The sequence below is a fragment of the Wolbachia endosymbiont (group B) of Philonthus cognatus genome (assembly GCF_947179345.1).
Taxonomy (GTDB): domain Bacteria; phylum Pseudomonadota; class Alphaproteobacteria; order Rickettsiales; family Anaplasmataceae; genus Wolbachia.
This window is the reverse complement of sequence record NZ_CAMXBG010000001.1, coordinates 327,852-352,448: the sequence shown is the minus strand read 5'-3', so window position 1 is coordinate 352,448 and position 24,597 is coordinate 327,852. Positions and strand designations below refer to the sequence as shown.

General features: G+C 33.9%; 27 protein-coding genes, 1 tRNA gene and 1 pseudogene. 18 read left to right on the top strand and 11 right to left on the bottom strand.

The annotated features are described in order from the left end of the window. Positions 1–377 precede the first annotated feature (377 nt). Positions 378–542 carry a hypothetical protein gene (locus ONG78_RS01685; RefSeq protein WP_241653867.1) on the bottom strand — a complete coding sequence of 55 codons (165 nt, stop codon included), beginning with the start codon at positions 540–542 and terminating at the stop codon, positions 378–380. Between the two features lie 66 nt (positions 543–608). Continuing rightward, positions 609–681 (bottom strand) — tRNA-Thr (locus ONG78_RS01680). Positions 682–700: 19 nt separating this feature from the next. Here ONG78_RS01680 and ONG78_RS01675 point away from each other — a divergent pair. The 3 genes from ONG78_RS01675 to pdxH are packed head-to-tail and all read left to right on the top strand — an operon-like array spanning position 701 to position 2,364. Continuing rightward, complete coding sequence (locus ONG78_RS01675) at positions 701–922, top strand: hypothetical protein (protein WP_230609012.1); 222 nt, start codon at positions 701–703, stop codon at positions 920–922. 17 nt (positions 923–939) lie between these two features. Continuing rightward, positions 940–1,755, top strand: a complete 816-nt coding sequence (gene mutM, locus ONG78_RS01670; RefSeq protein ID WP_264377530.1) for a bifunctional DNA-formamidopyrimidine glycosylase/DNA-(apurinic or apyrimidinic site) lyase — start codon at positions 940–942, stop codon at positions 1,753–1,755. Between the two features lie 15 nt (positions 1,756–1,770). Continuing rightward, positions 1,771–2,364: a pyridoxamine 5'-phosphate oxidase gene (gene pdxH, locus ONG78_RS01665; RefSeq protein ID WP_006014087.1), complete on the top strand. Its 594-nt coding sequence runs from the start codon at positions 1,771–1,773 to the stop codon at positions 2,362–2,364. A gap of 107 nt (positions 2,365–2,471) precedes the next feature. Here pdxH and ONG78_RS01660 read toward each other — a convergent pair whose 3' ends face one another. The 4 genes from ONG78_RS01660 to trmD all read right to left on the bottom strand — a co-directional run bounded on the left by ONG78_RS01660 (position 2,472) and on the right by trmD (position 5,845). Further along, complete coding sequence (locus ONG78_RS01660; RefSeq protein ID WP_064085770.1) at positions 2,472–3,269, bottom strand: phosphoribosylformylglycinamidine synthase subunit PurQ; 798 nt, start codon at positions 3,267–3,269, stop codon at positions 2,472–2,474. After that, the gene (locus ONG78_RS01655) at positions 3,266–4,519 is read right to left on the bottom strand and encodes a PstA family ABC transporter permease (RefSeq protein WP_264375215.1); all 1,254 of its coding nucleotides are present in this window, start codon (positions 4,517–4,519) and stop codon (positions 3,266–3,268) included. The genes ONG78_RS01660 and ONG78_RS01655 overlap by 4 nt, the downstream gene beginning before the upstream one ends. A 253-nt stretch (positions 4,520–4,772) precedes the next feature. Then, the gene (rplS, locus tag ONG78_RS01650; protein WP_007302278.1) at positions 4,773–5,150 is read right to left on the bottom strand and encodes a 50S ribosomal protein L19; all 378 of its coding nucleotides are present in this window, start codon (positions 5,148–5,150) and stop codon (positions 4,773–4,775) included. Beyond that, positions 5,147–5,845: a tRNA (guanosine(37)-N1)-methyltransferase TrmD gene (trmD, locus tag ONG78_RS01645; protein ID WP_264377529.1), complete on the bottom strand. Its 699-nt coding sequence runs from the start codon at positions 5,843–5,845 to the stop codon at positions 5,147–5,149. The genes rplS and trmD overlap by 4 nt, the downstream gene beginning before the upstream one ends. 65 nt (positions 5,846–5,910) lie before the next feature. Between trmD and purC the strand changes: the two genes are divergently transcribed. Next, a complete protein-coding gene (purC, locus tag ONG78_RS01640) occupies positions 5,911–6,633 on the top strand; it encodes a phosphoribosylaminoimidazolesuccinocarboxamide synthase (RefSeq protein WP_264377528.1) in 723 nt (240 codons plus the stop codon). On the opposite strand, the gene purM is transcribed toward purC, so the two are convergent. Then, entirely contained in the window at positions 6,630–7,667 is a 1,038-nt protein-coding gene (purM, locus tag ONG78_RS01635) for a phosphoribosylformylglycinamidine cyclo-ligase (protein ID WP_006014063.1), read from the bottom strand. The genes purC and purM overlap by 4 nt on opposite strands. Before the next feature lie 137 nt (positions 7,668–7,804). Between purM and ONG78_RS01630 the strand changes: the two genes are divergently transcribed. From ONG78_RS01630 to virB9, 3 genes are all read left to right on the top strand, one after another. After that, positions 7,805–8,080, top strand: a complete 276-nt coding sequence (locus ONG78_RS01630) for a hypothetical protein (RefSeq protein ID WP_012481935.1) — start codon at positions 7,805–7,807, stop codon at positions 8,078–8,080. Beyond that, positions 8,065–8,430 carry a histidine phosphotransferase family protein gene (locus tag ONG78_RS01625; protein ID WP_125855783.1) on the top strand — a complete coding sequence of 122 codons (366 nt, stop codon included), beginning with the start codon at positions 8,065–8,067 and terminating at the stop codon, positions 8,428–8,430. The genes ONG78_RS01630 and ONG78_RS01625 overlap by 16 nt, the downstream gene beginning before the upstream one ends. A gap of 328 nt (positions 8,431–8,758) precedes the next feature. Then, positions 8,759–9,544, top strand: coding sequence for a P-type conjugative transfer protein VirB9 (virB9, locus tag ONG78_RS01620; protein WP_007302273.1), 786 nt, complete (start codon positions 8,759–8,761; stop codon positions 9,542–9,544). A 7-nt stretch (positions 9,545–9,551) separates the two neighbouring features. Here the strand turns inward: virB9 and ONG78_RS01615 are convergent, their stop codons facing one another. Beyond that, positions 9,552–10,145 (bottom strand): ribonuclease HII, encoded by a 594-nt coding sequence (locus ONG78_RS01615; protein WP_007302272.1) that lies wholly within the window; start codon positions 10,143–10,145, stop codon positions 9,552–9,554. 5 nt (positions 10,146–10,150) lie between these two features. Further along, positions 10,151–11,131 (bottom strand): phospho-N-acetylmuramoyl-pentapeptide-transferase, encoded by a 981-nt coding sequence (mraY, locus tag ONG78_RS01610; protein WP_007302271.1) that lies wholly within the window; start codon positions 11,129–11,131, stop codon positions 10,151–10,153. A gap of 157 nt (positions 11,132–11,288) precedes the next feature. Between mraY and ONG78_RS01605 the strand changes: the two genes are divergently transcribed. From ONG78_RS01605 to ONG78_RS01590, 4 genes and pseudogenes are all read left to right on the top strand, one after another. Then, a complete protein-coding gene (locus tag ONG78_RS01605; protein ID WP_264377527.1) occupies positions 11,289–12,266 on the top strand; it encodes a hypothetical protein in 978 nt (325 codons plus the stop codon). 68 nt (positions 12,267–12,334) lie between these two features. Continuing rightward, entirely contained in the window at positions 12,335–12,898 is a 564-nt protein-coding gene (locus ONG78_RS01600) for a DNA-3-methyladenine glycosylase (protein WP_214303133.1), read from the top strand. Positions 12,899–13,206: 308 nt separating this feature from the next. Then, positions 13,207–14,226 (top strand): IS110 family RNA-guided transposase, encoded by a 1,020-nt coding sequence (locus ONG78_RS01595; RefSeq protein WP_264377526.1) that lies wholly within the window; start codon positions 13,207–13,209, stop codon positions 14,224–14,226. A gap of 27 nt (positions 14,227–14,253) precedes the next feature. Then, a pseudogene (locus ONG78_RS01590) lies at positions 14,254–14,535 on the top strand (transposase); the annotation flags it as partial. 239 nt (positions 14,536–14,774) lie between these two features. Here ONG78_RS01590 and ONG78_RS01585 read toward each other — a convergent pair. After that, positions 14,775–15,593 carry a transporter associated domain-containing protein gene (locus ONG78_RS01585; RefSeq protein WP_010403535.1) on the bottom strand — a complete coding sequence of 273 codons (819 nt, stop codon included), beginning with the start codon at positions 15,591–15,593 and terminating at the stop codon, positions 14,775–14,777. 404 nt (positions 15,594–15,997) lie between these two features. Here ONG78_RS01585 and hemE point away from each other — a divergent pair, with 404 nt between their 5' ends. The 3 genes from hemE (at position 15,998) to ONG78_RS01570 (ending at position 18,995) form a co-directional block, all read left to right on the top strand. Beyond that, complete coding sequence (hemE, locus tag ONG78_RS01580; RefSeq protein WP_264375167.1) at positions 15,998–17,014, top strand: uroporphyrinogen decarboxylase; 1,017 nt, start codon at positions 15,998–16,000, stop codon at positions 17,012–17,014. Between the two features lie 421 nt (positions 17,015–17,435). Continuing rightward, entirely contained in the window at positions 17,436–18,629 is a 1,194-nt protein-coding gene (locus ONG78_RS01575; protein WP_264377525.1) for a pyridoxal phosphate-dependent aminotransferase, read from the top strand. 48 nt (positions 18,630–18,677) lie between these two features. Further along, positions 18,678–18,995, top strand: a complete 318-nt coding sequence (locus ONG78_RS01570; RefSeq protein WP_010403511.1) for a DMT family transporter — start codon at positions 18,678–18,680, stop codon at positions 18,993–18,995. A 16-nt stretch (positions 18,996–19,011) separates the two neighbouring features. Here the strand turns inward: ONG78_RS01570 and ONG78_RS01565 are convergent, their stop codons facing one another. Beyond that, complete coding sequence (locus tag ONG78_RS01565) at positions 19,012–19,524, bottom strand: hypothetical protein (RefSeq protein ID WP_264377524.1); 513 nt, start codon at positions 19,522–19,524, stop codon at positions 19,012–19,014. Between the two features lie 373 nt (positions 19,525–19,897). Here ONG78_RS01565 and ONG78_RS01560 point away from each other — a divergent pair, with 373 nt between their 5' ends. The 4 genes from ONG78_RS01560 (at position 19,898) to ONG78_RS01545 (ending at position 24,535) form a co-directional block, all read left to right on the top strand. Then, the gene (locus tag ONG78_RS01560; protein ID WP_264377523.1) at positions 19,898–21,133 is read left to right on the top strand and encodes an MFS transporter; all 1,236 of its coding nucleotides are present in this window, start codon (positions 19,898–19,900) and stop codon (positions 21,131–21,133) included. Next, positions 21,105–22,382, top strand: coding sequence for a serine hydroxymethyltransferase (gene glyA, locus ONG78_RS01555; protein WP_264377522.1), 1,278 nt, complete (start codon positions 21,105–21,107; stop codon positions 22,380–22,382). Before ONG78_RS01560 ends, glyA begins: the two co-directional genes overlap by 29 nt. 88 nt (positions 22,383–22,470) lie before the next feature. Beyond that, on the top strand, positions 22,471–23,658 hold the full coding sequence (locus ONG78_RS01550) for a phosphoglycerate kinase (protein ID WP_264377552.1): 1,188 nt from the start codon (positions 22,471–22,473) through the stop codon (positions 23,656–23,658). 49 nt (positions 23,659–23,707) lie between these two features. After that, complete coding sequence (locus ONG78_RS01545) at positions 23,708–24,535, top strand: EndoU domain-containing protein (RefSeq protein WP_264377521.1); 828 nt, start codon at positions 23,708–23,710, stop codon at positions 24,533–24,535. Positions 24,536–24,597: the final 62 nt, after the last annotated feature.

Below are 24,597 nucleotides of genomic sequence, written 5' to 3'. Positions count from 1 at the left end.
CCTCTTCAGCGTATGTGGGTGCATACACACATACTTAATTTCTGTCGTATGTGCATTGCATTTTTTTCTAATCTTTTTTTTCAAAGGAGGATTTTATGTCCAGAATTCCAGATATTTGACGTTTACTTTAGCTAATAAAAACCAACTGGTACCTGCGGTTTTTATAGCCTCAAAATTTCAATCAAAATTCAACTATCATTCAAAGAAACTTATAGTTATTCTTAGTGTTATTACTGTAGTAACAGCGCTATTGATAAGAATATAGAAAACCTCTATAACCTTGTTCTTTTAACTTTGTAGTTGATTTTAAGTAAAGATACTCATCAGTAATTGTGAAAAAGACTTCAAGTGAGAGTATATAAGTAAGATACTAACTACTAACAAAGATATACAAAAGTTGTCTTTGTATTATGGGAAGGGCTATACTTATCCAATAAGTTGTTTTTCCTGTCTTTTAAGACTAATATCCCATCTTCTTTCGCTAACTTAAAATCTATATCCTGCTTCCAGTGCGATAAATCTATAACTACATTTTCTACCATTTATTGCTCCTACCTTAAACCTTATTAATTACTTTACGTCTACAATAACATGAATATAATTCAGTGTGCCGTTACCAAGATTCGAACTTGGGACCTCGTCATTACCAATGACGTACTCTACCACCTGAGCTACAACGGCAAGTTCACGTATTATGATAATGAATAACATGAAAAAAAATAAGGAAAAAGAAGAAGAGAGAAAAAGATTGGCAAAAGCTTTAAAGCAAAATATTCTAAAAAGAAAAAAACAGCAACAGAGTAGACAAAGCAGACCCCTTCCAAAATTTGTTTGTGGTGAGGAATTTTTAGGAGAAAGCGCCGCAGAATACCCAAACGTATTTGAGGAAGCTTTAACAACAAAATTACCATCAGAAACTTAAGTTTTGAAGGAGGTATCATGCCAGAACTCCCAGAAGTGGAAGTCATCTCTAACTTCTTATTTGATAAAATCAAAAATAAGAAAATAAGCAATGTTACAGTCAATAATTGGAATTTGCGTGTACCAATAACAAAAAATATTGATGATTTGCTAAAGGGCAAAGTTATAAATGATATCAAGCGTAGAGGTAAATATATAATCTCGAATATAGATGGTAGTATGGCTGTCATCATACATCTTGGCATGAGTGGAAAGCTTATATATGCTGAAGACAATCAAGCACAGAACAAACATGATCATGTGATATTCTTATTTTCTGACAACACTTCACTAATCTTTAATGACCCAAGAAGGTTTGGATTAGTGATTGTTTTAAACAGAGAGCAAGAACTAAATTTTTTTAATAACCTAGGAATAGAACCCCTCACAGATGAATTTGACGGACATTATTTACAGAAGTTGCTAAAGAACAGAAAAGCAAATATCAAATCAGTATTAATGAATAATAAGCTAATAGTTGGCGTAGGTAACATATATGCTTCTGAGAGCTTATTTAGAGCTCGCATATCACCACTTAGGCTAGCACAAGATTTAACATATATAGAGTGCGAAAAACTTGCTATCGAAATAAAAAATACTCTGAGTGATGCAATTGCTGCTGGTGGTTCAACACTGAAAGATTATGCACAACCATCTGGATCTGCTGGATACTTTCAAAATAACTTTTACGTATATGGTAAAGTGCAAAAACCTTGCAGAATCTGCAACAATATCATAACACTTATACGACAAAATGGTCGTAGCACTTATTTTTGCAATGCATGTCAGAATTAAATTTTATTTTTGCATATGACACTCTTACCTGAAAAAGATCCTTTTGATTTGTTCTCAAAGTGGTATCAAGAAGTACTTAATTTTCCGTGTAAAGAGTCAACTGCAATGACGCTAGCAACGTGTAGCAAAGACTGCATTCCATCTGCAAGAGTGGTATTACTAAAGGAATATAGTAAAGAAGGTTTTGTGTTCTTTACTAACGTAAACAGTAGAAAAGGAAAAGAATTGACTGAGAACCCCAAAGCTGCACTCGTATTTCATTGGACAGAATTTTCTAGACAAGTACGAATTGAAGGAGAAGTTAGGCTTCTAAGCGGCAAAAAGGCTGACGAATATTTCTCTTCTCGAGCACGTGATAGTCAAATTAGCGCGTGGTGCTCAAAACAATCAAGAGTTCTGAAAAATTGGCAAGATTTTGAGCAGGCTATAGAATTGAAAGAGAAAGAATTTCACAATACACAAGTTTCTCGTCCTGACTTTTGGGTGGGATTTTGCGTAATCCCAAAGGTAATTGAATTTTGGCAAGAAGGTGAATATAGGAGACACACTAGATTTAGATATACTCTTGTTGAGAAAAGCAATTGGAAAGTGGAACAATTATATCCCTAACGTTAGAGAAAGCTACTCTGCAGATCAAAAATAAGGATTTATTGTCATAACAAGGAAAGTAACTTTTTATGGCTTAAAAACTTGTTGTATGTAACGTATTGTAATACTTACGCAAAATATTTTAGTGCATTCTCAAATATGAGCATTCCATCACCATATTTTGGCATAGCCACTCCTGAACGTTTACATTTTTCTTTTTCAAGAGGCCAGTTGTCCTGCTGAGTAAAAAATATTCCTCTCTCTGGGTGAGGCATTAAAGCTAAAACTCTACCACTTTTGTCTGACAAAGCTGCCAGGTCGTATATAGATCCGTTTGGATTGTAAGGAAATTGTAAATTTGCATAGTCACCATTTTCATCAACGTAACGCAGTGCAACGGAATTATTTTCAATCAATTGATTTAAAATATCTTGATCCATAAAAAACCTACCTTCTCCATGAGCAACAGGAAGATATAGCTCACTCAGGCCCCGTAGCCAAACAGAACTACTCTGCGGATTAACTCTTACTCTAATCCAACGACATTGGTAATTACCTATATCATTAGAGGTTAAAGCTAGATTAGAGAATTCTGGAACTAATTTTACTAATATCTGGCAACCATTACATATCCCTATAATAAGCTTATCCTGAGATAAGAAATTTTGAAATTCGTCTAACAAGTTGTTTTTTATACGCAAAGCAAATGCATTACCAGCACCAGTATCATCACCATAGGAAAAACCTCCTGGAATTGCAAGTATATTGCTTAATTTCAGTTCACTTGGATTATCTATAATATCATTAATGTGAACGATTTTTACTTCAATATTATTAATACCAAGCTTTCTGCTGCATTCCATAAATGCAAATGCAGTTTCTTTTTCGCAATTCAAGCCATAACCAGATAGGATTGTAATTTTCATGAATCAAAAAACTCGAACTTTCTTTTTACAAAATTTGCTATTAAATTTAAAGCAAATAGCATTAACAATAAAGCTATAATTGCAATGGCAGCAAGCTCAATAAATGCAATTTCAGGACTACTTGACCATATGTATATTTGTACAGGTAAAACAGTTGCCGGATCGAAGAAGGATGTAGGTGTATCAGCAATAAATGCTACCATGCCTATCATAAGTAAAGGGGAAGATTCGCCTAAAATCCTTGCAATTGCAAGCACTGCACCATGTATTATCCGTGGCAACGCAATCGGTAAAGAGTGATCCAATATCACCTTGATGTGAGGTGCACCTAGCGCAAACGCTGCATCTTTTATTGCAATAGGAACGTTTGTAAAGGCATTTTTTGTTGCAATAATAATATTAGGCAGCATCATAAATGAAAGAGTCATCCCGCCAACAAGCGGTGAAGAACGGGGTAAACCAAATATGCCCAAGTAGAGAGTCAGTCCTACCACACCAAATATTATCGAAGGCACTGCAGCAAGGTTATTCATGCTAATTTCTACAATACTGGTTATTAGCCTATTTCTAGGCATAAATTCATAAAGACAGATACCTGACATAATTCCTATTGGCAATGCCAACGCTAAGCATACTATAATTGTCATTAATGAACCGATAAATGCCCCTAAAATCCCTGCATTCTCAGGCTCACAAGAATCAGACTTAAGAAACAGAGACTTATTAAAAAATTTTCTTACTCTTCCCTTCTCTTTTAACCAATCAAGTAATTTAGCATAATGATCATTCAAACATTTATTTTTATATAGTGAATTGATCACACTCGATGCGGTAAACCAAATCTCATATTCACCACTATTTTTTACTCTCTTAAGAAAAAACCTCTCTAGCTCCTTGTAAGAGTTACGACTTAAAATTTCGTCACTGTCTTTAAAGTCAATTCCTTCAAACACTTTATGTAAAGAGTTATTGAGTAGTCTAATGGACTTATATCGTAAATCACCAGGATTATTAGTTAAAATAAGATCAGCATTTATTTCAACTGGCAATAAAATTTTCGTTACTGTTAAAGCACTGTAAGAGTTAACTAATATACTTAGTAATATACATATAGGACACCCAATTGAGACAATCAGTGCTGTAAAAGAGCAAAAGCATAAAATGTTGTTCTTTTTATTTTTTCTTTTTACACGAGCATGTACGCGCTTAGATTGAAGTAACTTAAGGAAGTTTTTCTTTATTATACCCATTTACTTTTCTTTACATGAGGATTTGAAAAAACTTTCCCCTTTTTCCAGTGCTTGACACTGAGATCTAACAGGCTTTGCCTGCAAATAATTTTTATATTTTCCATGAAAGCACAAACCAAAAGGAGAATCTGGATCCCAGTGTCAAACATTGGGATGACACCACAGCAGGAGGCAAAGTACAGTTGTGCGCCACACACTGGGATAATAAGAGAGAGTTTTGAGATGATACAATTGACATCACTCCCTATTGTATCTACTTAGATTTTTTTTTAACATAAGTAGTACGTTCTTTGATCCTTGCAGCTTTCCCAAATAGCTTGCACAGATAATATAATTTTGCTCTACGGACCTTTCCCTTTCTCATCACTTGTACTGAAATTAATGCAGGAGAATAAACAAAAAATTGTGATACTATACTTTCTCCATGACTTACCTTTCTAACTGAAAAAGAAGAGTGTAATCCACGATTTCTTTTTGATATACATACGCCCTCAAATATCTGTATACGCTCACCCGTACTATCAACTACCTTAAAAGTGACCTTCAAATCATCGCCAGGACAAAAAGCTGGCATCTCTTTGGCTAACCTTTGTATTTGTTGTTCGTTAAATTTTTCAAGTAAGTTTGTCATTTATCATCTCCATTCAACAATTCAGGTCGACGTTCCTTTGTTCTAACATATGACTGTTCCCTTCTCCAATCACTTATTTTTCTGTGATTGCCAGACAACAGAACCTCAGGAACTTTGTACCTACTCCACTGCTCAGGTCTAGTATATTGAGGATATTCAAGTATACCACCACTATAACTAAAACTTTCTTCAGCAACGCTATCGAAATTATTTACTACACCTGAAATAAGCCTAATACATGCATCAAGAACCACCATCGCAGCTGGCTCACCTCCCGAAAGTATATAATCTCCAATACTTAACTCATAAGGAGTATACACATCAATTACTCTTTGGTCAACACCTTCAAATCGACCACACAATATTGTTACATGAGGAATTTCTGTTAACTCCTTCGCAATTCTCTGATTAAATTTTGTACCAGATGGAGTCATATAAATAAATCTAGTATTTTTATGAGCAGAAAGCACATTATCAACTGCATTACCAATCACATCTGGGCGCATAACCATCCCTGCTCCACCTCCATATGGAACATCATCCACAGTTGAATGTTTATCTTTAGCAAAAGAACGAATATTTACTATTTCAAGATTCCATATTTTTTTTTCCAACGCTTTTCCGGCAAGAGAATAGTTCAAAAACCCGGGGAACATTTCTGGAAATATGGTTAACACTGTAACACTAAACGTCATTAGCAAATTTGTAGTAAACTAAGCAGCAATTTGATATTATCTTATAGTATACAGCTAAATTAATCATGTCACTGAATAAAACGATATACGAAGGTAAAGCCAAAGTCATTATTGAAACTGAAGACTCATCAACTGTTATACAGTACTTTAAAGATGATGTTACAGCATTCAATAAGGAAAAATATGAAATTATTGAGGGCAAAGGAATAATTAATAATCATGTTAGTGCTTTTATCATGGAAAAGCTTGAAGAAGCAGGAATTAGCACGCACTTTATAAACACTCTAAACGAAAGAGAACAGCTAGTCAAAAAACTCAAGATAATACCTCTTGAGATAGTGGTTAGAAACATTGCAGCTGGCAGCTTTTGCAAACGTTTTAATATCAAAGAAGGTGAGACACTTACATCTCCTATAATCGAGTTTTTTTACAAAAATGATGACCTAGCCGACCCAATGGTGAATGAAAATCACATATTATATTTTGGTTGGTTATCCCATAAAGAAATGGAAGAAGTTAAAACTACAACTTTAAAGATCAACAAAATCTTAGTCGACCTATTTTCAAATGCAAATATATATTTAGTTGATCTCAAGTTAGAATTTGGCAAATTGATAAACAACAGCACTAAAATCATTTTAGCCGATGAAATCAGCCCTGATAATTGTAGGCTATGGGATAAAAATACGCATAAAAAGCTAGACAAAGATGTTTTCCGTTTAAATCTAGGAAACTTAAAGGAAGCATACTCAGAAGTTGCAAAAAGACTGTCAGTAAAGTTAGACTAACTAAATACTACTCTATCAAGTGGAGGGTTACATGCCTCATCAAGTTTTCCAATAATCTCAATTTTTTCTCCACGCTTTTGGAAATGGCTTTCCACATCCTTCATATTATCGGGATCTACAATCAGTACTATACCTATGCCGCAATTAAATGTTTTTAACATTTCTCTCTTTTCTATTTTGCCTTCTTCTTTCAGCCATAAAAATATATCTGGCCATTTCCAAGAATTAATATTTATGTCTACAAATAAATTTTCTGAGAGAATTCTTGGAATATTGTCTATTAACCCGCCACCTGTTATATGCGCAATGCCTTTTACCTTTGGCATAATAGGCAACAAAGAATCAACATATATCTTTGTTGGCTTAAGTAATATTTCACCCCAAGATTTATTATTCCATGGAGATATATCATTATAATTTATACCTAAGCTTTTAAAAATATGGCGCACCAAAGAAAATCCATTTGAGTGAATTCCATTTGATTCTAAACCAACTACACAGTCACCTGCTTTCATTATACTACAATTTGGAAGAATTTGCTTTCGATCAACAACACCAACCACAAACCCTGCAAGGTCATAGTGATTGTTACCATACATTCCAGGCATTTCTGCAGTTTCTCCACCAACTAATGCTATTTTAGATTCCTTGCACCCTTCTGCAATGCCCTGGATTACAGACAATAAAACGTTTTTGTTTAAAACGCCTGTTGCAAAGTAATCAAGGAAAAATAAAGGTGTTGCTCCTTGTGCAAGTAAATCATTTACACACATTGCAACTAAGTCTATACCTATAGTATCATGCTTATTCACCTCTTGAGCTATTAATAGTTTTGTGCCCACTCCATCAGTTGAGGAAACAAGTACTGGATGGTCGTATTTCTTACTCAGCGAAGAAAAGTCAAACAATGCGGAAAATGATCCTACTTCACTAATTACTTCTTCTCCTTTAGTCTTTTCAATAATAGGTTTAACTTTTTTTATTAGTTCATTATATAGTTTAAGGTCTATTCCAGATTTAGCATAAGTATTCATAACGCCTTCATAAATCTTATAATTATTAATACTACATTAATGCTTTGACACAAAAAGCGCAACGAAACTTTCTCTTAAATTGACTACTACATGCCTACCAATATAGGGTTAACTTAAATCATTTATACTTTTATCCAATGAATAAAAACATAATGTTAATAACAGAATGCCTATCAGGACGAATTCTTCATGATTTTGCTAGTTCTATGCAAGGAATAGTGGGTGGATTGGAAGAGCTTGAAGAAAACAACCCTAATATGCAAAACGAAGCATTGTCATTGCTTAAAGAAAGCTCCGATGATTTAATATATAAATATAAAGTTATGAAGCAAGCGTATTCTCATTCATCAGATAATTGCAGCTTTGTTAAGACTAAATCCAATATAGAAAATTATTTATTAAAAAAAAAGTAAAGCTTCAGTGGAGAGTAAGTGAATGTCCTACAGAAAACTTAATTGAAAAAATAAATAAGATAATTTCCAATATGGTGATAACTATAATCAGTGCAGTGGCACAAATTGAATTAGTGTCTATTTTACTGACTAAAACAGAAGATAAAACACTACTCACTATAAAAGTAGTAAATGAACATAAATCAATAAGTACATTATTAGTGAGCAAATTAACAAAAAAAAATGATATTCGTTTGGATACAAAAGACATTATTATCTATATGACTTCTTTACTGTTAGAACAGTATAACACTAAAATCAATTGCACTTGTGAAAGTAATTCACTGAATATAGGCTTAACTATAACTTGAGGTGGCTTCATATTTCATAAAAAGGAATCGATACTATAAATTTGAATCTTGGATAAGGAAAGGAAAAATTTTGTGGAGTAACTTAGACATAAAATCTGTAGTTAATTTCTTTGCAGGGAGTGTTAAATAAACTGTGTCAAACCGAGAAGTAAAAATAAAATAGAAACAAAAAATGGAGGTTTGACACAGTTTATTTAACACTTCCCTTTTTCCTGCAGTAATGAATTATTATGAAGCTTGCATTTTCTGTCGCTTACTACTGGGATAGTTTGATAGTTGCGGTACATGTCTATCAATGATAAAATAAAGATCAGTTTATTTTGATACTATGATTAGGGTACTCTTTGTTGCACTATTATTTTTTTGTGGTGGTTATGCACTTGCAAAACAGGAACCAAGACCAATAGCTGGTGATAACCACATAAAGGTAATGAATTATAATCCACAGGCTATACATAAGTACACGGGCTTTTATGGTTATCAATCCAGCATATTGTTTGAGCCAGGGGAGGTAATAGAGAGTCTTTCAATGGGTGATGCAACCGGTTGGCAACTCCTTCCTCAAGGTAATAGATTATTTATTAAGCCTATAGATGATATTGCCGATACTAATGCAACTATAATTACCAATAAAAGAGTTTATTATTTCGAATTTCATGCTGAAGAAGCAAACGGGCTAGATGATCCAAGGTTAGCATATGAAGTAAGGTTTCTTTATCCACTGTTCAACAGTGATGAAATTTATTCAACGAGTAACGGTGATATTCTAGAGCAAGCTAGTCATACCACTATCCCTGATATAAGTGATATTGAGGTTATAAAGAAAGGCTTGAATTTTAACTATTCCATCTCGCACGTTAAAGGCAGTCAATCAATAATACCAATTAAGGTTTTTGATGACGGAAAATTTACATATCTACAATTTAATAAAATAAACTCTGATTTCCCGGCAGTTTTTATGGTTGATTCTGCAGGATATGAATCCTTGATAAATTTTCGTACAGTTGATGACTACCTGATAATTGAAAGAGTAAGCTCGGTATTTACCTTAAGAAACGGATCAAGTACAGTCTGCCTGTTTAATGAAAACATACCTTTCAAAAAAGGTAAGTGATTAAAGGCTATAGTATTCTTATAGGTGCAAAATTCTTTCTATGGTGCTTCGTAATTCCATGAAGGCCAATAGCGCTGAGGTGTTCTTTTGTTCCATATCCCTTATTTTTATACCAATTATATTGAGGATGTTTATTATGCAATTCTTCCATAAGCCGATCTCTTGTAACTTTTGCAACGATTGAAGCAGCTGCGATTGATATACTTAAGCTATCACCATTCACTATAGATTTTACTTGCCATTTTACTTCAGGTGGTTGATTACCATCAACTAGCACATAATCTAGTTCTAGATTCAAGTTTGCCAACGCACGTTTCATTGAAAGCTTTGTTGCTTGCAAAATATTGTATGAGTTTATTTCTTCTACGCTTGCCATTCCTATACCAAATTTTGCAACAGACGTTATTTTTTCGTATAGAACTTGCCTACACTTAGGGGTTAGCTTTTTTGAGTCGTTTATTCCATCAATAACCGTATCTCTATCAGTAAATATTACAGCTGCAGATATCACTGGACCGGCAAGCGGACCTCTTCCAACTTCATCTACTCCTGCTATAATTCCTGATAATGTATTTTCTAATGAAAAGTCTGGATATTTCATAATTCCTATAATAAGAAAGTTAAAGCAAAAATCGAACAAGCAATAGAAATTATCCAAAATTTTATAACTATTGTATTTTCTGACCACCCTTTCTTTTCAAAGTGATGATGTATTGGTGTCATAAGGAAAATTCTTCTTCCTGCTCCATATCTAAATTTTGTATATTTAAAATATGATACCTGAATAATCACAGATAAAGTCTCTATTACAAAGATTATTCCAATAACGGCAAAAAGCATTTCTTTTTTAATTAGAACACTAGTGAGTCCTAAAGCTGCACCGATTGATAGGCTTCCAACATCACCCATAAATATTTTTGCTGGATGTGTGTTAAACCACAAGAAACTTAAAATAGCTCCTATAAATGCAATGCAGAATAAAGTAATGTTTACATCTGTCTGAGTGATGTATGCAATTAGCCCCAAAAAAGCAAAGGAAGTAATGGCTTGAGTTGCAGCAAGGCCATCTAGGCCATCTGTAAGATTCACAGCATTAGAAGAGCCAACAATAACAAATGCAGCAAACGGAAGATATAGATAGCCAAGGTCGATTGCTACTTCTCTAAATAGAGAAATTTTTGTAAAACCTTCAGCAGATTGTAGCTTAAGTATAAACATACAGACCAGAGTAACGACAAACTGAATAAGTATTTTGGTTTTTGCACTTAAACCTCGGTGGTGATTTGTCTTCAATTTTAAATAGTCATCAATAAATCCAAGTAGAGCAAAAAATAGAGTTATAAATACCAGCAATGAAATTTCTGGTGTTAATTGAGTCCAAAGCAGGATTGGTAATAAAGCAGAAGTTAGTATTATTATTCCACCCATAGGTGGTATATTCTTTTTTGTTATTAAATGACTTTCTGGTCCATATGATCTGATTGGTTGTCCATCTTTACTTATCTTTTTTAGAAGTTTTATAAAATAGGGAAAGAGAATAAACCCAAAAATAAATGAGATAAAAAACGTCTTTGTAGCTGAGATCACCTGCCTATTCAAAATTAACTAGATATTATACCAAAAGCTTTACCTAATCTCAATTTATACCTTTTTATCAGCTTATTTTATTTGGAGTAAATTTAGTTATTGATTAGTTATAGCAAAGTTTGCATACTGATATTTAGTTAATGGTAAGAGGTGGCATATGTTAGATTATATTAAAAAGCTTTTGTGGGCTAATACAGTACCTGATAATGAGAGTCGAGTTAAAAGTTCTTACACGCATATAGTAGAGAAACCTTCTTTTGGTGATGCAGCTTCAAAGTTGAGTAAGGAAGAAAGGTCAGAAGAGCATCTTGTTCTTCTAAAAGGTAAAGGCAATAGCTCTGGTACAACTGTAACAGAAGGATCGTCTAGTATTCAGAATGCAGTATCAGGCAAGGACAAGCGTGGATATATCAAATTAGACAGTGATGAAGAATGGGATAAATTCTTTGAGTTACAGAATGATTCTGACACTAATATTACGAACAAAGAACCTTTTTCTCCGAAGAAAGGAGAATCTCACTATCATGGTAAAGAGATTGTAGGCAAGATTGCTGACCAAATTAAGGCAGAGATATCGAAGGTATATACCATAGAGTCCATAATGATAAAAGAAGGCAAAAGGGAAGGTAATATTGTTTATCCTACCGTAAGAGTTGTGCTACATGCCAATAAAGAAGGAGCAGATATAGCTAAACTTCTAGGCGGTAGTATATGTAAAGAGTATGGTGTAAGAACAATTACATTTTGTCATCCTAATCAAGAAAAAAAGAGAGGGGCATGTTGCTATATTAATAATGATAGTGATAATGAGGAAAGAGTTTATGAAATAATTAGTGGGTTATATGAAATGACTTTAAAGTGGTATGTTGATGGAAAAGAATGCAAAATTAAAGTTAACATTGACGGTAAGAACGGTGTAACTCTCCTTGAAGGGAACGGTGTTACTGCAGAGCAGTTGCGTGCAAATAAAGAAGTCAAAATAGGTAAGAGACGTGAGCCAAAATCTTTATATGAAGCGTTAGTACCGCAATTGCAACAAAAGAGCTCTGAATCAGTCAAGGTTTTACAGCAGCCTTCAACAGATGTAACAAATGTGACAACAACACCAACTTCTACTTCTCAGAGATGCTCTTGACTAAATAAATAAGAAAAAGCAAAAATAGTACAAGTTGCTTACAAATGTAAGTAACTTGTACTTCTATGATGAATAACACAATATTACCAAGAAATTTCTATGAACGGCCAACTTTAACCGTAGCTGGGGAGCTGCTAGGGAAGATGCTGAAATTTTCTAATTTTAGTGGAATAATAACTGAAGTTGAAGCGTATATAGGAATGGATGACCCAGCTTGTCATGCAGCAAGAGGCTATACTAATCGAACCTCAGTAATGTTTGGTACGCCAGGGTTTTCGTACGTATATTTTATATATGGAATGTACTATTGTCTAAATATTGTAACAGAAGCAGAAGGATTCCCAGCAGCAGTGTTAATACGAGGATTAAAGCTCACTGAACCGCTTGAAGCAAATTTAGGCGGGCCAGGCATACTGTGCAAAAAATTAAACATTACAAAAGAACATAATAAACAAGACCTTACTATAAGTCATGAATTTTGTCTCTATGAATATCACCTCAAACCAGATTATGTGTGCACTCCAAGAATCGGAATTAGTAAAGGCAAGGAGAAATTTTGGCGATTTAAAAGTTGCGTTTTAGCAGAAATGCCTAAAATCACACTCAACAATAAATATAGACCTCCTGCATAAACTAGATAAAAAGGCAAATAGCCTTTTATGTTTACCAACAATAGACTTCTTGGATAACCTAAGGATATTTTTTGATCTTCTATGGGGGAGATGGTATGAATAAGTATTGCTTGGTTGGAAGCAAGAGAAGATAATGACTTCTCAGAGTGGATAGGTGGCAGGTTGGATGTTTTTCTGAAGCACTTTCTGCCCAGGGAGTAGAAAGAAGACTTCGTGGGGGAGATTAACTGCCCCTGCCACCGAAAATCATCGTGAGGCTCACAAAATGTGATGACCTCGTATAGGAGTTTGGAACAAGAGGAAAAAATATGCGTCACATTGGAGTCGATTTACATACCAATAGTTTTACTGTTTGTTACTTACAAGAAGGGAAACCTGAGCATATTCAAACGTTTCGCTTAAAAGACTTGGATAATTTCACCAAAGATCTTCAAGAAACAGATGAAGTAGCCATAGAGGCAACAGGTAACAGCTGTTTCTTTTATGATGCAGTTTCACCTTACGTTAAACGCATAGTAATAATTGCTCCTGGGCAGTTTGAAGTTGTTCGTCGCTCTGTGAACAAAACAGATAAGCATGATGCACGAGCTATTGCTTTCTTTCTCAGCAAAGATATGTTGCCTGAGGCAAGGTGCAAAAACAAACAATGCCAGCAGTTAGCTTCTCTTCTTCAAATGAGAGATCAGTTAGTAAAGTCACGGGTATCTTTAATCAATAAAGTTCATGGTCTTTTTAATTACCATGGAATAAAAATTAAAAAAGAAGTACTTACAACTAAAGTAGGATTTGAACGTGCTACTCAAAAGCATAATTGGGATCCTTTAGAAAAAGTTGAAATTGAAGTGATTAGCTATCATTTAGAAGCTATCCGAGAAAGCCTTAAAAAGCTTGAAAAGGAAATTATAGCTTTCGCTAAACAACTTCCTGGGTTCAGCAATCTTATCAGCATAAAGGGAATAGGTCCAATTTCTGCAGCTGTTTTTATTGTAACAATCGGAGACATTAATGATTTCCGTAGACCTGAGAAACTTACTGCATATTTTGGAGTTGTACCAAGAGTTTCTCAATCTAATCAGCAATGTACAATTGGAAGAATTACCAAACGAGGGTCAAAAATAGCGCGTACTTCTTTAGTTCAATGTACTTGGATTGCTGTACGTTACAGTCCTTACTTGAAAAGCTTTTATGAACATATAAAAAAGAAGCGTGGTTCTGCTAAGGCTATAACTGCTACTGCTAGAAAATTTCTTATAACTATTTTCTACACTCTTAAAAATAACTGTGTTTTTAAAGATTTTACAAAATTTGAAATTTCTACTGGACAATAATCATAGGAGAAAAATATACTTTAGTTTTGGGAGAATAATTGGGAAAATCTGTCTAGTTATTTAAAATATTCTGGCCCTGTAAGAAAATTAATTTATACCACAAATCCTATTGAGGGACTACATAGACAGATCAGAAAATTTACTAAAACCAAGGGCTCATTTACTAGCACAAATGCCTTGTATAAACAGGTATATTGTGCTATAAAAAAGGTAAGAGAAAAATGGACTATGCTTATACATGATTGGGCTTTAACTATCTCTCAACTTGATATCTTTTTTCCTGGTAGGTTAAAAATCGAGTTGAACTAAAAATGCGATTTGACACAGTTTATTTAACACTCCCTTTTTGAAAGTTACAGATCGCTAAAAATATTTAAACAACTAATTTTTATAACTTTGTACCAATAAAACTATTCCCACCTTAATTATCAAACAGTAACGTATAGAACTACAAACTTTTGTATATTAAGAAATTGTTTAAATTGTATACCTGGCTACTATGTCCCCTACTTCCAAGATAAAGTACCTTTCACTAAAAAATATTGAATTTAATTTTTGTAATCACTTAAGTCTAGTATTATTTTGTTAATGTATCGTTCATTTGCATCCTTGATGATAAATTTTATACCATTTTTATATCTTATAACTTCATCTACAGAAGGTACCTTACCAGCAATTGAAAGAACCAAACCACTAAGTGTGGCATAATGCTCTTCAGATTCACACAACTCTATTTTTAGATTTTCCTCTATATCCTTTATAAGGGCCCTTGCCGATATTTCAAACTTATTTTGAGATAATTCAGTAATGGTGTGTTCTGAATTTACCTCATTCTCGTTATCAATATTTGGTATCAATTCTTCTATAAGATCATTTATCGAAATTAAACCATCAGTTCCGCCATATTCATCCAGTACAATAGCTAAATATGACTTGGAAGATTTCATTTTAACAAAAAGATTTGTTGCTTTCATTGAGGCTGGGACAAATATTACATTTTTTATAATATTCCTCAGATTAAAATCTTTATTCTTATTGAAAATGATATCTTTTACGTAAAAAAAGCCTATTATGTTGTCAAAGTTATTCATATAAGTTGGTATCTTAGCATGGTAAGTGTTTTTCACCTTCTTTATTACCTCATCCTTGCTCGATTCAATGTCTACTGCACATATCTCCTTACGTGGAGTCATTATATCCATGATACTACAATCACGGAATTTTAATAGACTATTAAGTATGTCAAGACCTGACAGATCACCCATTAATGACTCAGTCGCACATTTTTTTAACACAGAAGTTTTGTTGAAGAGAAAGAGAAAAATTCTGTATGCTATTTTTTCTACTAAAGTTCTTTTCTTATTCAATTTATTCCCTTTAATGGTGAAAATATCTTTAGATAAGGTCTATCAAGAAAACTGTTATTAAATGTTTAATAAGCATGTGAATAATGTCAAATTAATTTGTGAATTATTTGTTGACATAAAATACTAACAATTGATCAACAATTTTTTCAATGACATATACATAATTATATAACAATCCATGATAGTAAAGCTTTTTTCCATAAAAGAAAATTACTAACATTCTAGACATCTTACTTATACACATAAATCATAAATGAAAATCAATATTATAGAGAAGTTATTAACATATTTATCCACAAGCTAAGTAATACTAATTTTTACTGAATTTTAAGTTAATAACAATTTATTGATAGAACTATTACTACTGTTATACTTTAGTTTAAATAAAAAGTAGATAAAGTAGATTGAAAAGAAGTAAAGCAAAAATAGCAAGAATCATCAGCCAGAACGAGTCAGATGAAAAAGTTCCTATTTGGTTAATGCGTCAGGCTGGTAGGTCTCTTCCTGAGTATCGGAAGGCAGTGGAAAACATGAATAATTTCATGGAGATATGTTATAGCACAGATTTGGTAACAGAGTTAACGTTACAACCAATAAGAAGGTTCAACATGGATGCAGCGATAATTTTTTCTGATATTTTGATAATAGCTGACATTTTAGGCTGTAATGTAAATTTTATTCGAGGTGTGGGTCCAATAATAAGACCTATAGAAAGTGCTAAAGACTTGAAGAGTCTACAAGGAATTGAATCTAACACATTACCAATCCTAAATGCTATAAAAGAAGTAAGAAGCCAGTTGCCAGAAGAAAAATCGCTTATAGGCTTTGCTGGAGGGCCGTGGACGGTAGGTTCATACATCATAGAGGGCGGTGGTAGTAAAACTTTTTCCAAGGTGCTAAATTTCTGTCCATTGGCACTAGAGGAAATAATAAACAAAATAACGAAAGCGACAATTATTTATCTGATCAAACAGATAGAGTTTGGAGCAGATGTTATTCAGTTATTTGACAGCAATGCTGGTGTATTGAAGGAAAAACTGTTTGAAAGATACATCATCAAGCCAACAAAGGAAATTGTTTCGGCAATAAAGAGTAGATTTCCCAATTTTCCAATAATAGGTTTTCCGCGCTCTGCTGAAAATCTTTATACAGATTACTGCGAACAAACAGGCGTATCTGCAGTAAGTATAGATTATAATGTTCCAATAGAATGGGCGAAAGAAAATCTAAAAATTCCTCTGCAAGGGAACCTTAATCCTAGTCTTTTGGCCTACAATAAGTCAGAAGCAATTGAAGAAGCAAAGCGTATAATAGATTGTTTTAGAGGGTTACCTTTTATATTTAATCTTGGACATGGAGTGCTTCCTGATACTCCGGTTGAAAATATTGCTGCATTAGTGGACCTAGTAAGAAACTACTAAAACTCTTGTATGAAAAGCCTTTATGAGGGTGGAATGAAAACCTTACTTGACAAACCTCATTCTCTTCCTTAATATAACAATAAGAGTATTCATCCTTGTTTTTGGGCTCAACGACAAAATTCAGTAAAAAAACTCAAATATTTATTTGCAAATTACAAAAAATTATAGCGGCCGCATGTCTTTTTTATTTTTTCTACATTCAGCCAAATCGCTCTTACTTTAAGCGTTAGCACATTATTACAGTGCCAATTTACATTATTAAAACTCGCTATACAGGGATTTATTTGCCTTTTTCAATTTATTAAGCTTTTTAATATCTATATTTAAGAATACAAAAATACCAACCTTTATGTAAAATAATAAAACTTCTAGCTTTTTTGTTGTGTAGAGTTTATCATTTTTATTTAACTTTAGTGAGATTATGTCAGACCTTGCAAAGAGGATGTCTCTGATAAAACCGTCGCCTACAATTGCTGTGACCGATAAGGCAAACAGATTAAAAAGCGAAGGAAAGAAAATTTGCGTTTTAGCTGCCGGAGAGACGGATTTTGACACTCCAGATCATATAAAAAAGGCAGCTATTCAATCGATAAATGAAGGCAAAACTAAATATACTGCTGTTGATGGAACGCATGAGCTTAAAGAGGCGATAATCAATAAGTTAAAAAGGGATAACAATCTAGAATATATACTGAACCAAATTTGTGTCGGCGCAGGCGCTAAGCAGGTGTTATTCAACTTATTTATGGCAACAATTGACCCTGGAGATGAGGCTATAATACCAGCTCCTTATTGGGTTTCGTATGTTGATATGGTAAATCTTTTTGACGGACTGCCAGTTATTGTAGAGTGCAAACAAAACTTTAAGCTTACACCGGAGTTACTGGAAAGCAATATAACTAAGAAAACTAAGTGGTTAATTCTTAATTCACCAAACAATCCAGCAGGAATTGTCTATACACGTGACGAATTGAAAAGCATAGCGCAAGTATTGCTTGAATATCCACATGTGAATGTTGTTACAGATGATATTTATGAGCACATAGTGTACGACGAAAAGTTTTTTACCATTGCTCAGGTTGAGCCAAAGCTTTACGATAGGGTTTTTGTGGTCAATGGAGTATCAAAAGCCTATGCAATGACTGGCTGGAGAATAGGTTATATTGCAGGTAGGAGTGATATAGTAAAAGCTATTTCTACACTGCAGTCTCAAAGTACTTCTAACCCAAATTCAATAGCACAAGCAGCAGCAGTTGAAGCGTTAAACGGTGATCATAGTTTTTTGAAAGAAAGAACAAAAATCTTTAAGGATCGTAGAGATTTTGTAGTAAAAAAGCTAAATTCTGCTTCAGGATTGTCAGTATCTATTCCGCAGGGTGCATTCTATTTGTTTGTCTCATGTGAAGGTTTATTGGGTAAGAGTACGAAAAGTGGTAAAGTAATAAATAGTGATCTTGATTTTGCCGAATATTTATTAGAAGATCATTTAGTTGCTGTTGTTCCAGGAATTGCATTTGGTCTGAAAAATTTTATCAGAATTTCTTATGCAACCTCTCAGGAACAATTAGAAATTGGATGTGATAGTATTACTAAAGCATGCGAAATGCTAAGTTAACTTTTTAATATTCCTATATATAATATTTCAGTAAGATAGAGTTGATTTATGGCTTGGGTGTATTTGCTATTAGCTGGTTTGGTTGAAATAATATGGACCACAGCACTGAAATATAGCAATGGCTTTACTCGTGTTATACCTGTAGTAATTATTTTAGTTAGCGGTTCTGTGAGTCTTTACTGGCTATCGTTAGCAATGAAGTCTATTCCTCTTGGAACATCTTATGCAGTTTGGACTGGTATAGGCTCTATAGGTGCAGCGATAATAGGAATAATGTTTTTTAATGACCCAGTAAATTTTGGGCGTTTATTTTCCCTTGCTTTGGTAGTGCTGGGTATCATAGGATTAAAAGTATTTTCCAATTAGGAAAAGTTAAGTACGTCTATTTTACCACCTCAGGACTTTCTACTAAAGTTGCTTTGGATTTTTCAGTTCTCGAAGAGGGCATTCCTATTGATTTGGCAAGTACCTTTCTAATGTTTAATATTTCATTTTTCTCATTTTGTTGAGTTAAGTTAATGTCGTTTATTTTATTCACTAAATCTTTTCCTTCCTTTAAAATTTTTAAATCGCTTTCGTTGATATGATGTTCATTTTTAAATTCTGCAACGATTTCTTTCTTCTTTGGATGAGTATTCAGAAATTCTAATATCTGGTGTTTAGCAACAGCTTGAATAAATTTCTTATCGTGAAATATTGAATTGTTATGTAATTCTTCTAGGCTTTTATCATATTGTTTTGCTTCGTTTACAGTAAGTTTTATTATTTCTTCTGCACTACTTAAAAGTTCCCTGTATAACTTGTCGTATCTATTGCCTGTGTGTGCGGCAAATGTTTGTTCAATGTATTTTGTTGTGTAGTTTTGTAGTGTGTTGTCTGCTGTGTTTATGTTCATTCACTCACCTTGCTTTTATGTTATATTTTACACACGAAAAGGTTAATATTTAGTTAACTGCAGCGTTTCTGATACTGAATTTCATTGAAAATTATATTATTTAAGATATAGTCACTGTCATGAAATAAAAGCGTAAATAAAATGAACTTTATAAAAAAAATAAAACTTATGGTAAAGGCGAATAAAGGTAAAATTATAAAAATCCTTATCATCTGTGGTATAATTTTTTTCATATACCTTATCCATGAACCAGTTATAGATATGCTAAAAGGTCTCTTTTAAGAAAGATACTCGGATTAGAGTAGCTATTTACAAAAGTGTTGCTCCTTGCTGATAAAATACCTATAATTCCTTTTTTCAGGTAATATTAGCATTGCAGAGAAATTTTTTCATATGGTTGCTAGCATCACTATTTTATGCATACCAGTATATATTGCGTGTAATTCCAAATATAATTGCGCCTGAATTAATAACAAAATTTAACATAAGTATTACAGATGTTGGTCAATTTGGTGGGCTATATTATATAGGCTATACGCTTGCTCATATACCTGTTGGTCTTGCCCTTGATAGATTTGGGCCAAAGTTTGTTTTACCTGCGTGTATTGTCTTAACATTTGCTGGAACATTACCACTAATATGCTTTGATGAGTGGTATTACTCAATACTTGGTAGAATGATTGTTGGAGTTGGGTCATCTGCTTCGGCAATTGGGCTCTTTAAAGTTGCAAGTATGTATTTCTCACAAGAAAAATCAGCAAGGATGGCTAGTTTATCTATAATAATAGGGTTACTGGGAGCTATTTATGGTGGATTACCTCTAGACTTTTTGCTCAATAAATTTGGTTGGAATTATGTTATATACACTTTCTCAGCATTTGGTTGTTTACTTGCTCTGCTATTGCTTTTAATAACGCCAAACAGTAACATAGAGGAGAGTAGAAATGACAACATACTTCAAGATTTAAAGACTGTACTTTTCAATAAACATATCATTCTAATCAGCTTTTTTGGTGGCTTAATGGTTGGACCACTAGAAGGTTTTGCTGATGGTTGGGCGAAAGCGTTCTTATGTGAAGCATATCAAATGACGGGAGATTTGGCATCTTCACTTTCCTCTCTCATGTTCATAGGCATGGGGGCTGGATCATTCTTTCTCGCTTATTTACTGGAGAAGTATCCAGACAAACATTACGAGGTGATTATTGCGTGTTCTTTTGCAATGATCGCTAGCTTTCTTTTGCTTTTTACACAAGTTGGCGGTTTATATATTGCATTACCTACACTTCTTGTTATCGGCTTTGCATCTGGGTATCAGGTAATTACTATTTACAAGGCAATAAGTTATGTAAACAATAACTTGGTAGGCTTGGCCACAGCTGTATCAAACATGATAGTTATGGTTTTTGGCTATTTTTTTCATACTGGAATTGCAAAAATAATAGACTTATGTTGGAATGGAACGGTAATACAAGGAAATCCTGTGTATGGTACTGAGTTACTAGTAAAAGCAATATCAATTATTCCTGTATGTTTGCTTTTGGCTGTTTTTGGATTTATGTGGTTAAGGAAAAGGTCTTATGACAATTGCTTCAGAAAGGATTTGTAACTCTGAAAATAATTTAAAGTCTTTTGATAATGAAGTTTATCTCTCTATAGAGAAGGAACTGCAGCGTCAAAGATCGCAGTTGCAATTGATTGCATCGGAGAATTTTGCAAGTAAAGCAGTGATGGAAGCACAGGGTTCTTTTCTGACTAATAAATATGCAGAAGGTTATCCTGGTAAAAGATATTACTGTGGCTGTGAGTATGTAGATGAAGTTGAAAATCTGGCTATAGAAAGGCTTTGTAAGCTATTTGGTGTTAAATTTGCAAATGTTCAACCTCATTCTGGTTCTCAGGCAAATCAAGCAGTGTTTGCTTCACTGCTTGCTCCGGGTGATACAATACTTGGATTGTCACTGAACTGCGGTGGACATTTAACTCATGGTGCAGCACCAAACCTTTCTGGTAAGTGGTTTAAGTCGATTCAGTATACAGTTAATAGAGACACTTACCTGCTTGATATGGATGAGGTGGAAAGGCTAGCGCTGGAGCATAAACCAAAATTAATTATTGCTGGTGCTTCTGCTTATCCAAGAAAAATAGATTTCGAGCGCTTTCGTGAAATTGCGAATAAAGTTGGTGCATATCTGCTTGCAGATATTGCTCACTATTCAGGGCTTATTGCTGCAGGTTGTTACCCATCACCTGCCAAATATGCGCATGTTATAACTTCAACAACTCACAAGACTTTACGTGGTCCTCGTGGTGGAGTGGTAATGACAAATGATGAAGCATTACATAAAAAAATTAGGTCTGCGGTTTTTCCAGGGTTGCAAGGTGGGCCCCTTATGCATGTGATAGCTGCAAAAGCTGTTGCATTTAAGGAAGCATTAGAGCCGGAGTTTAAAACTTATAGTAAAAAAGTTGTAGAAAATGCAAAAGTGTTAGCTCAAGCGCTGCAAGAACATGGACTTGACATTATAACTGGCGGCACTGACTCTCATATAGTGCTAGTTGATTTAAGATCACGGAAATTGACTGGAAAAGACGTTGTGAATAGCCTTGAAAGAGCTGGCATTACCTGTAATAAAAATTCTGTGCCATTTGACACAGAAAAACCGACCATTACCTCAGGGCTCCGTTTTGGTACTGCTGCTGAGACAACTCGAGGACTTGAGAAAGAAGATTTTAGAGAAGTAGCTAATCTAATAAATGAAGTAATTCAGGGATTAATTGATGGAAATAGCCCTGATATTGAAAGAGCAGTAAAAAATAAAGTTGAAAGTATTTGTAGTAATTTTCCTATTTATTAATTTATTTGGCATTTAAGATCCCTTCATTTGTATACTTTGCTTTGGGTTAAACTATTATATAGTAACTTTATAGCTCTTTAATTTTATGATAAATGTACCTAGCATAGAGAGTTGTGATTTTCACAATAAAAATGTTCTACTCAGGGTCGACTTCAATGTTCCTATAAAAAATGAAAGAATTTGTGATACCACTCGTATTTTGAGAGCTCTACCTACCATTCAATATTTAGCAAATGCAGGTGCAAAAGTTATTATTATCTCACATTTTGGGCGTCCAAAAGCAAAAGACAGTAACCTATCGCTAAAAAACGTAGTCGAAACTTTATCGCAGCTGCTGAGTAAAGAAGTGAAATTTATTGATGATTGTATTGGTGAGAGAGTACAAAGAGCAATAAATGCGATAGATAGAGGAGATATAATATTACTAGAGAATCTGAGGTTTTATAAAGAAGAAGAGCAGAATGATTCAAATTTTGCTAAACAATTAGCATCTCTAGCAGATATATATATAAATGATGCGTTTTCTTGCTCTCACAGAGCTCACGCTTCTATTTCACGCATTACGGAATTTTTACCTTCTTATGCAGGATTTTGCTTGCAAGATGAGCTAAAGTATCTTGAGCAAGCTATATCGTTTGACGCTAAACCTATTACTGCGATAGTTGGTGGAGCTAAAATATCAACTAAAATAAAAATGCTTATAAAGCTAGCAGAAAAGGTTGATTACCTTATTCTGGGCGGCGCAATTGCTAATAATTTTTTGTTATTTAATAAAGTTAATATAGGCAAGTCTTTTTTTCAAAATGGCGTTGATGATCTTCTGCACGATATTGTTGAGACAGCAAATAAAAACAACTGCAAAATAGTTGTGCCAGAAGACGTTTTGGTTGCAGTAAATTCTGATTATAGCACTAGTATTTTAAGAAAAACCGAATCCGTTTTGGATGATGATATAATTTTAGATATCGGACCTCAAACTTTAAGCACAATAAGCGGTATAATAGCAAGCAGTAAAACTCTGCTGTGGAACGGACCTATTGGTGTTTTTGAACATTCAGCTTTTGCAAATGGTACAGTAGAGGTGATGAGAGTAGTAAGTGATTTGACACACGAAGGAAAATTAACCAGTGTAATAGGAGGAGGAGATAGTCTATCTGCAATAAATACTGCAGGTCTTGCCGATAAAGATTTTACATATATTTCAACTGGTGGGGGAGCGTTTTTAAGTTGGCTAAGTGGTGATGAGATGCCAGGACTGCGATCAACATTAGATTAAAACTTTTTTAAGTTGTTGCTTATACCCTAGCTTCTTTATGAATATTATTATGTCGAAAATAGCTAAGTTAATCTTGTGCTTAATAGTACCAGTAATAGGATTTGTTTTTTACATTAAGGAGCATTATCTCAATGATGCAAATTCACAAATTGGCTTTGAGCCGTTTTTCAAAACAGATTCTTCAGATCCAGACTATATTCCACCACTTCCAGAGCTGACTGATTTTGATAGAGGAGTATTAAGGGTTTGTGGAGATTGGGGAACATACCCTGATGAAGAAGATTTTAGAATTTTGCTCGATTGTCCGCAGCATCAAGAAGTGGTGAAAAGGATATACGATAAGCTTGATCATCAAGTGGCTACACCAAATGCAGGCTTGGGGTTATTTAAAGATGAATTGACTAAGATTTGGTTTACAAATAGCGGAGTTGAGAAAGAAACTATAGGATTTGGACATATTTTTTGTGGTGAACCAGATAGATTGGGACTTGGTGGTATGCATTTTGTAGGTAGATATGTTGAAGCTCAAGAAAATAAGTGGGCGGGTGCAATTTGGGGTAATAAATCTCTGTGCAATAAATTAGATATTAAGCCACCTGTTTACACGTTTGGAATGAAATACTTAGGTAAGGGTGGAGAAGTAAAAGTTAAGTGCCCAAATGGGTATGCACATAACCTTCATGCTGATGATATTTTAGTTTCTGCAACTAAGGCGTTTAAGGAATTGGGAGAAGATGGAATGTGTCTGTATAAAATGGAAGATGCCAATTATCAATCAGTGTTTGTGAGAAAGAATGACGCTATACTTACGTTCTATCCTGACTTAACACCAAAATGTAATGATAAAAGTACTAATTGTAGCTGTAGCAAGCCTTGATTAGCTGAAAAAAAGTAAACATTTTATGCGTATTATGTTAATTTAGTTATATTGTGGGCAAT

What these genes read in the sequence shown, in the direction of transcription:
- ONG78_RS01655 (WP_264375215.1), bottom strand. Translation starts at nt 4,519, where the DNA reads ATGGGTATAATAAAGAAAAACTTCCTTAAGTTACTTCAATCTAAGCGC.
- ONG78_RS01595 (WP_264377526.1), top strand. Translation starts at nt 13,207, where the DNA reads ATGCGTCACATTGGAGTCGATTTACATACCAATAGTTTTACTGTTTGT.
- ONG78_RS01675 (WP_230609012.1), top strand. Translation starts at nt 701, where the DNA reads ATGAATAACATGAAAAAAAATAAGGAAAAAGAAGAAGAGAGAAAAAGA.
- mutM (WP_264377530.1), top strand. Translation starts at nt 940, where the DNA reads ATGCCAGAACTCCCAGAAGTGGAAGTCATCTCTAACTTCTTATTTGAT.
- ONG78_RS01630 (WP_012481935.1), top strand. Translation starts at nt 7,805, where the DNA reads ATGAATAAAAACATAATGTTAATAACAGAATGCCTATCAGGACGAATT.
- glyA (WP_264377522.1), top strand. Translation starts at nt 21,105, where the DNA reads ATGACAATTGCTTCAGAAAGGATTTGTAACTCTGAAAATAATTTAAAG.
- pdxH (WP_006014087.1), top strand. Translation starts at nt 1,771, where the DNA reads ATGACACTCTTACCTGAAAAAGATCCTTTTGATTTGTTCTCAAAGTGG.
- rplS (WP_007302278.1), bottom strand. Translation starts at nt 5,150, where the DNA reads ATGACAAACTTACTTGAAAAATTTAACGAACAACAAATACAAAGGTTA.
- purM (WP_006014063.1), bottom strand. Translation starts at nt 7,667, where the DNA reads ATGAATACTTATGCTAAATCTGGAATAGACCTTAAACTATATAATGAA.
- ONG78_RS01600 (WP_214303133.1), top strand. Translation starts at nt 12,335, where the DNA reads ATGAATAACACAATATTACCAAGAAATTTCTATGAACGGCCAACTTTA.
- virB9 (WP_007302273.1), top strand. Translation starts at nt 8,759, where the DNA reads ATGATTAGGGTACTCTTTGTTGCACTATTATTTTTTTGTGGTGGTTAT.
- ONG78_RS01660 (WP_064085770.1), bottom strand. Translation starts at nt 3,269, where the DNA reads ATGAAAATTACAATCCTATCTGGTTATGGCTTGAATTGCGAAAAAGAA.
- ONG78_RS01575 (WP_264377525.1), top strand. Translation starts at nt 17,436, where the DNA reads ATGTCAGACCTTGCAAAGAGGATGTCTCTGATAAAACCGTCGCCTACA.
- ONG78_RS01565 (WP_264377524.1), bottom strand. Translation starts at nt 19,524, where the DNA reads ATGAACATAAACACAGCAGACAACACACTACAAAACTACACAACAAAA.
- purC (WP_264377528.1), top strand. Translation starts at nt 5,911, where the DNA reads ATGTCACTGAATAAAACGATATACGAAGGTAAAGCCAAAGTCATTATT.
- ONG78_RS01685 (WP_241653867.1), bottom strand. Translation starts at nt 542, where the DNA reads ATGGTAGAAAATGTAGTTATAGATTTATCGCACTGGAAGCAGGATATA.
- trmD (WP_264377529.1), bottom strand. Translation starts at nt 5,845, where the DNA reads ATGACGTTTAGTGTTACAGTGTTAACCATATTTCCAGAAATGTTCCCC.
- ONG78_RS01605 (WP_264377527.1), top strand. Translation starts at nt 11,289, where the DNA reads ATGTTAGATTATATTAAAAAGCTTTTGTGGGCTAATACAGTACCTGAT.
- ONG78_RS01570 (WP_010403511.1), top strand. Translation starts at nt 18,678, where the DNA reads ATGGCTTGGGTGTATTTGCTATTAGCTGGTTTGGTTGAAATAATATGG.
- ONG78_RS01545 (WP_264377521.1), top strand. Translation starts at nt 23,708, where the DNA reads ATGTCGAAAATAGCTAAGTTAATCTTGTGCTTAATAGTACCAGTAATA.
- ONG78_RS01615 (WP_007302272.1), bottom strand. Translation starts at nt 10,145, where the DNA reads ATGAAATATCCAGACTTTTCATTAGAAAATACATTATCAGGAATTATA.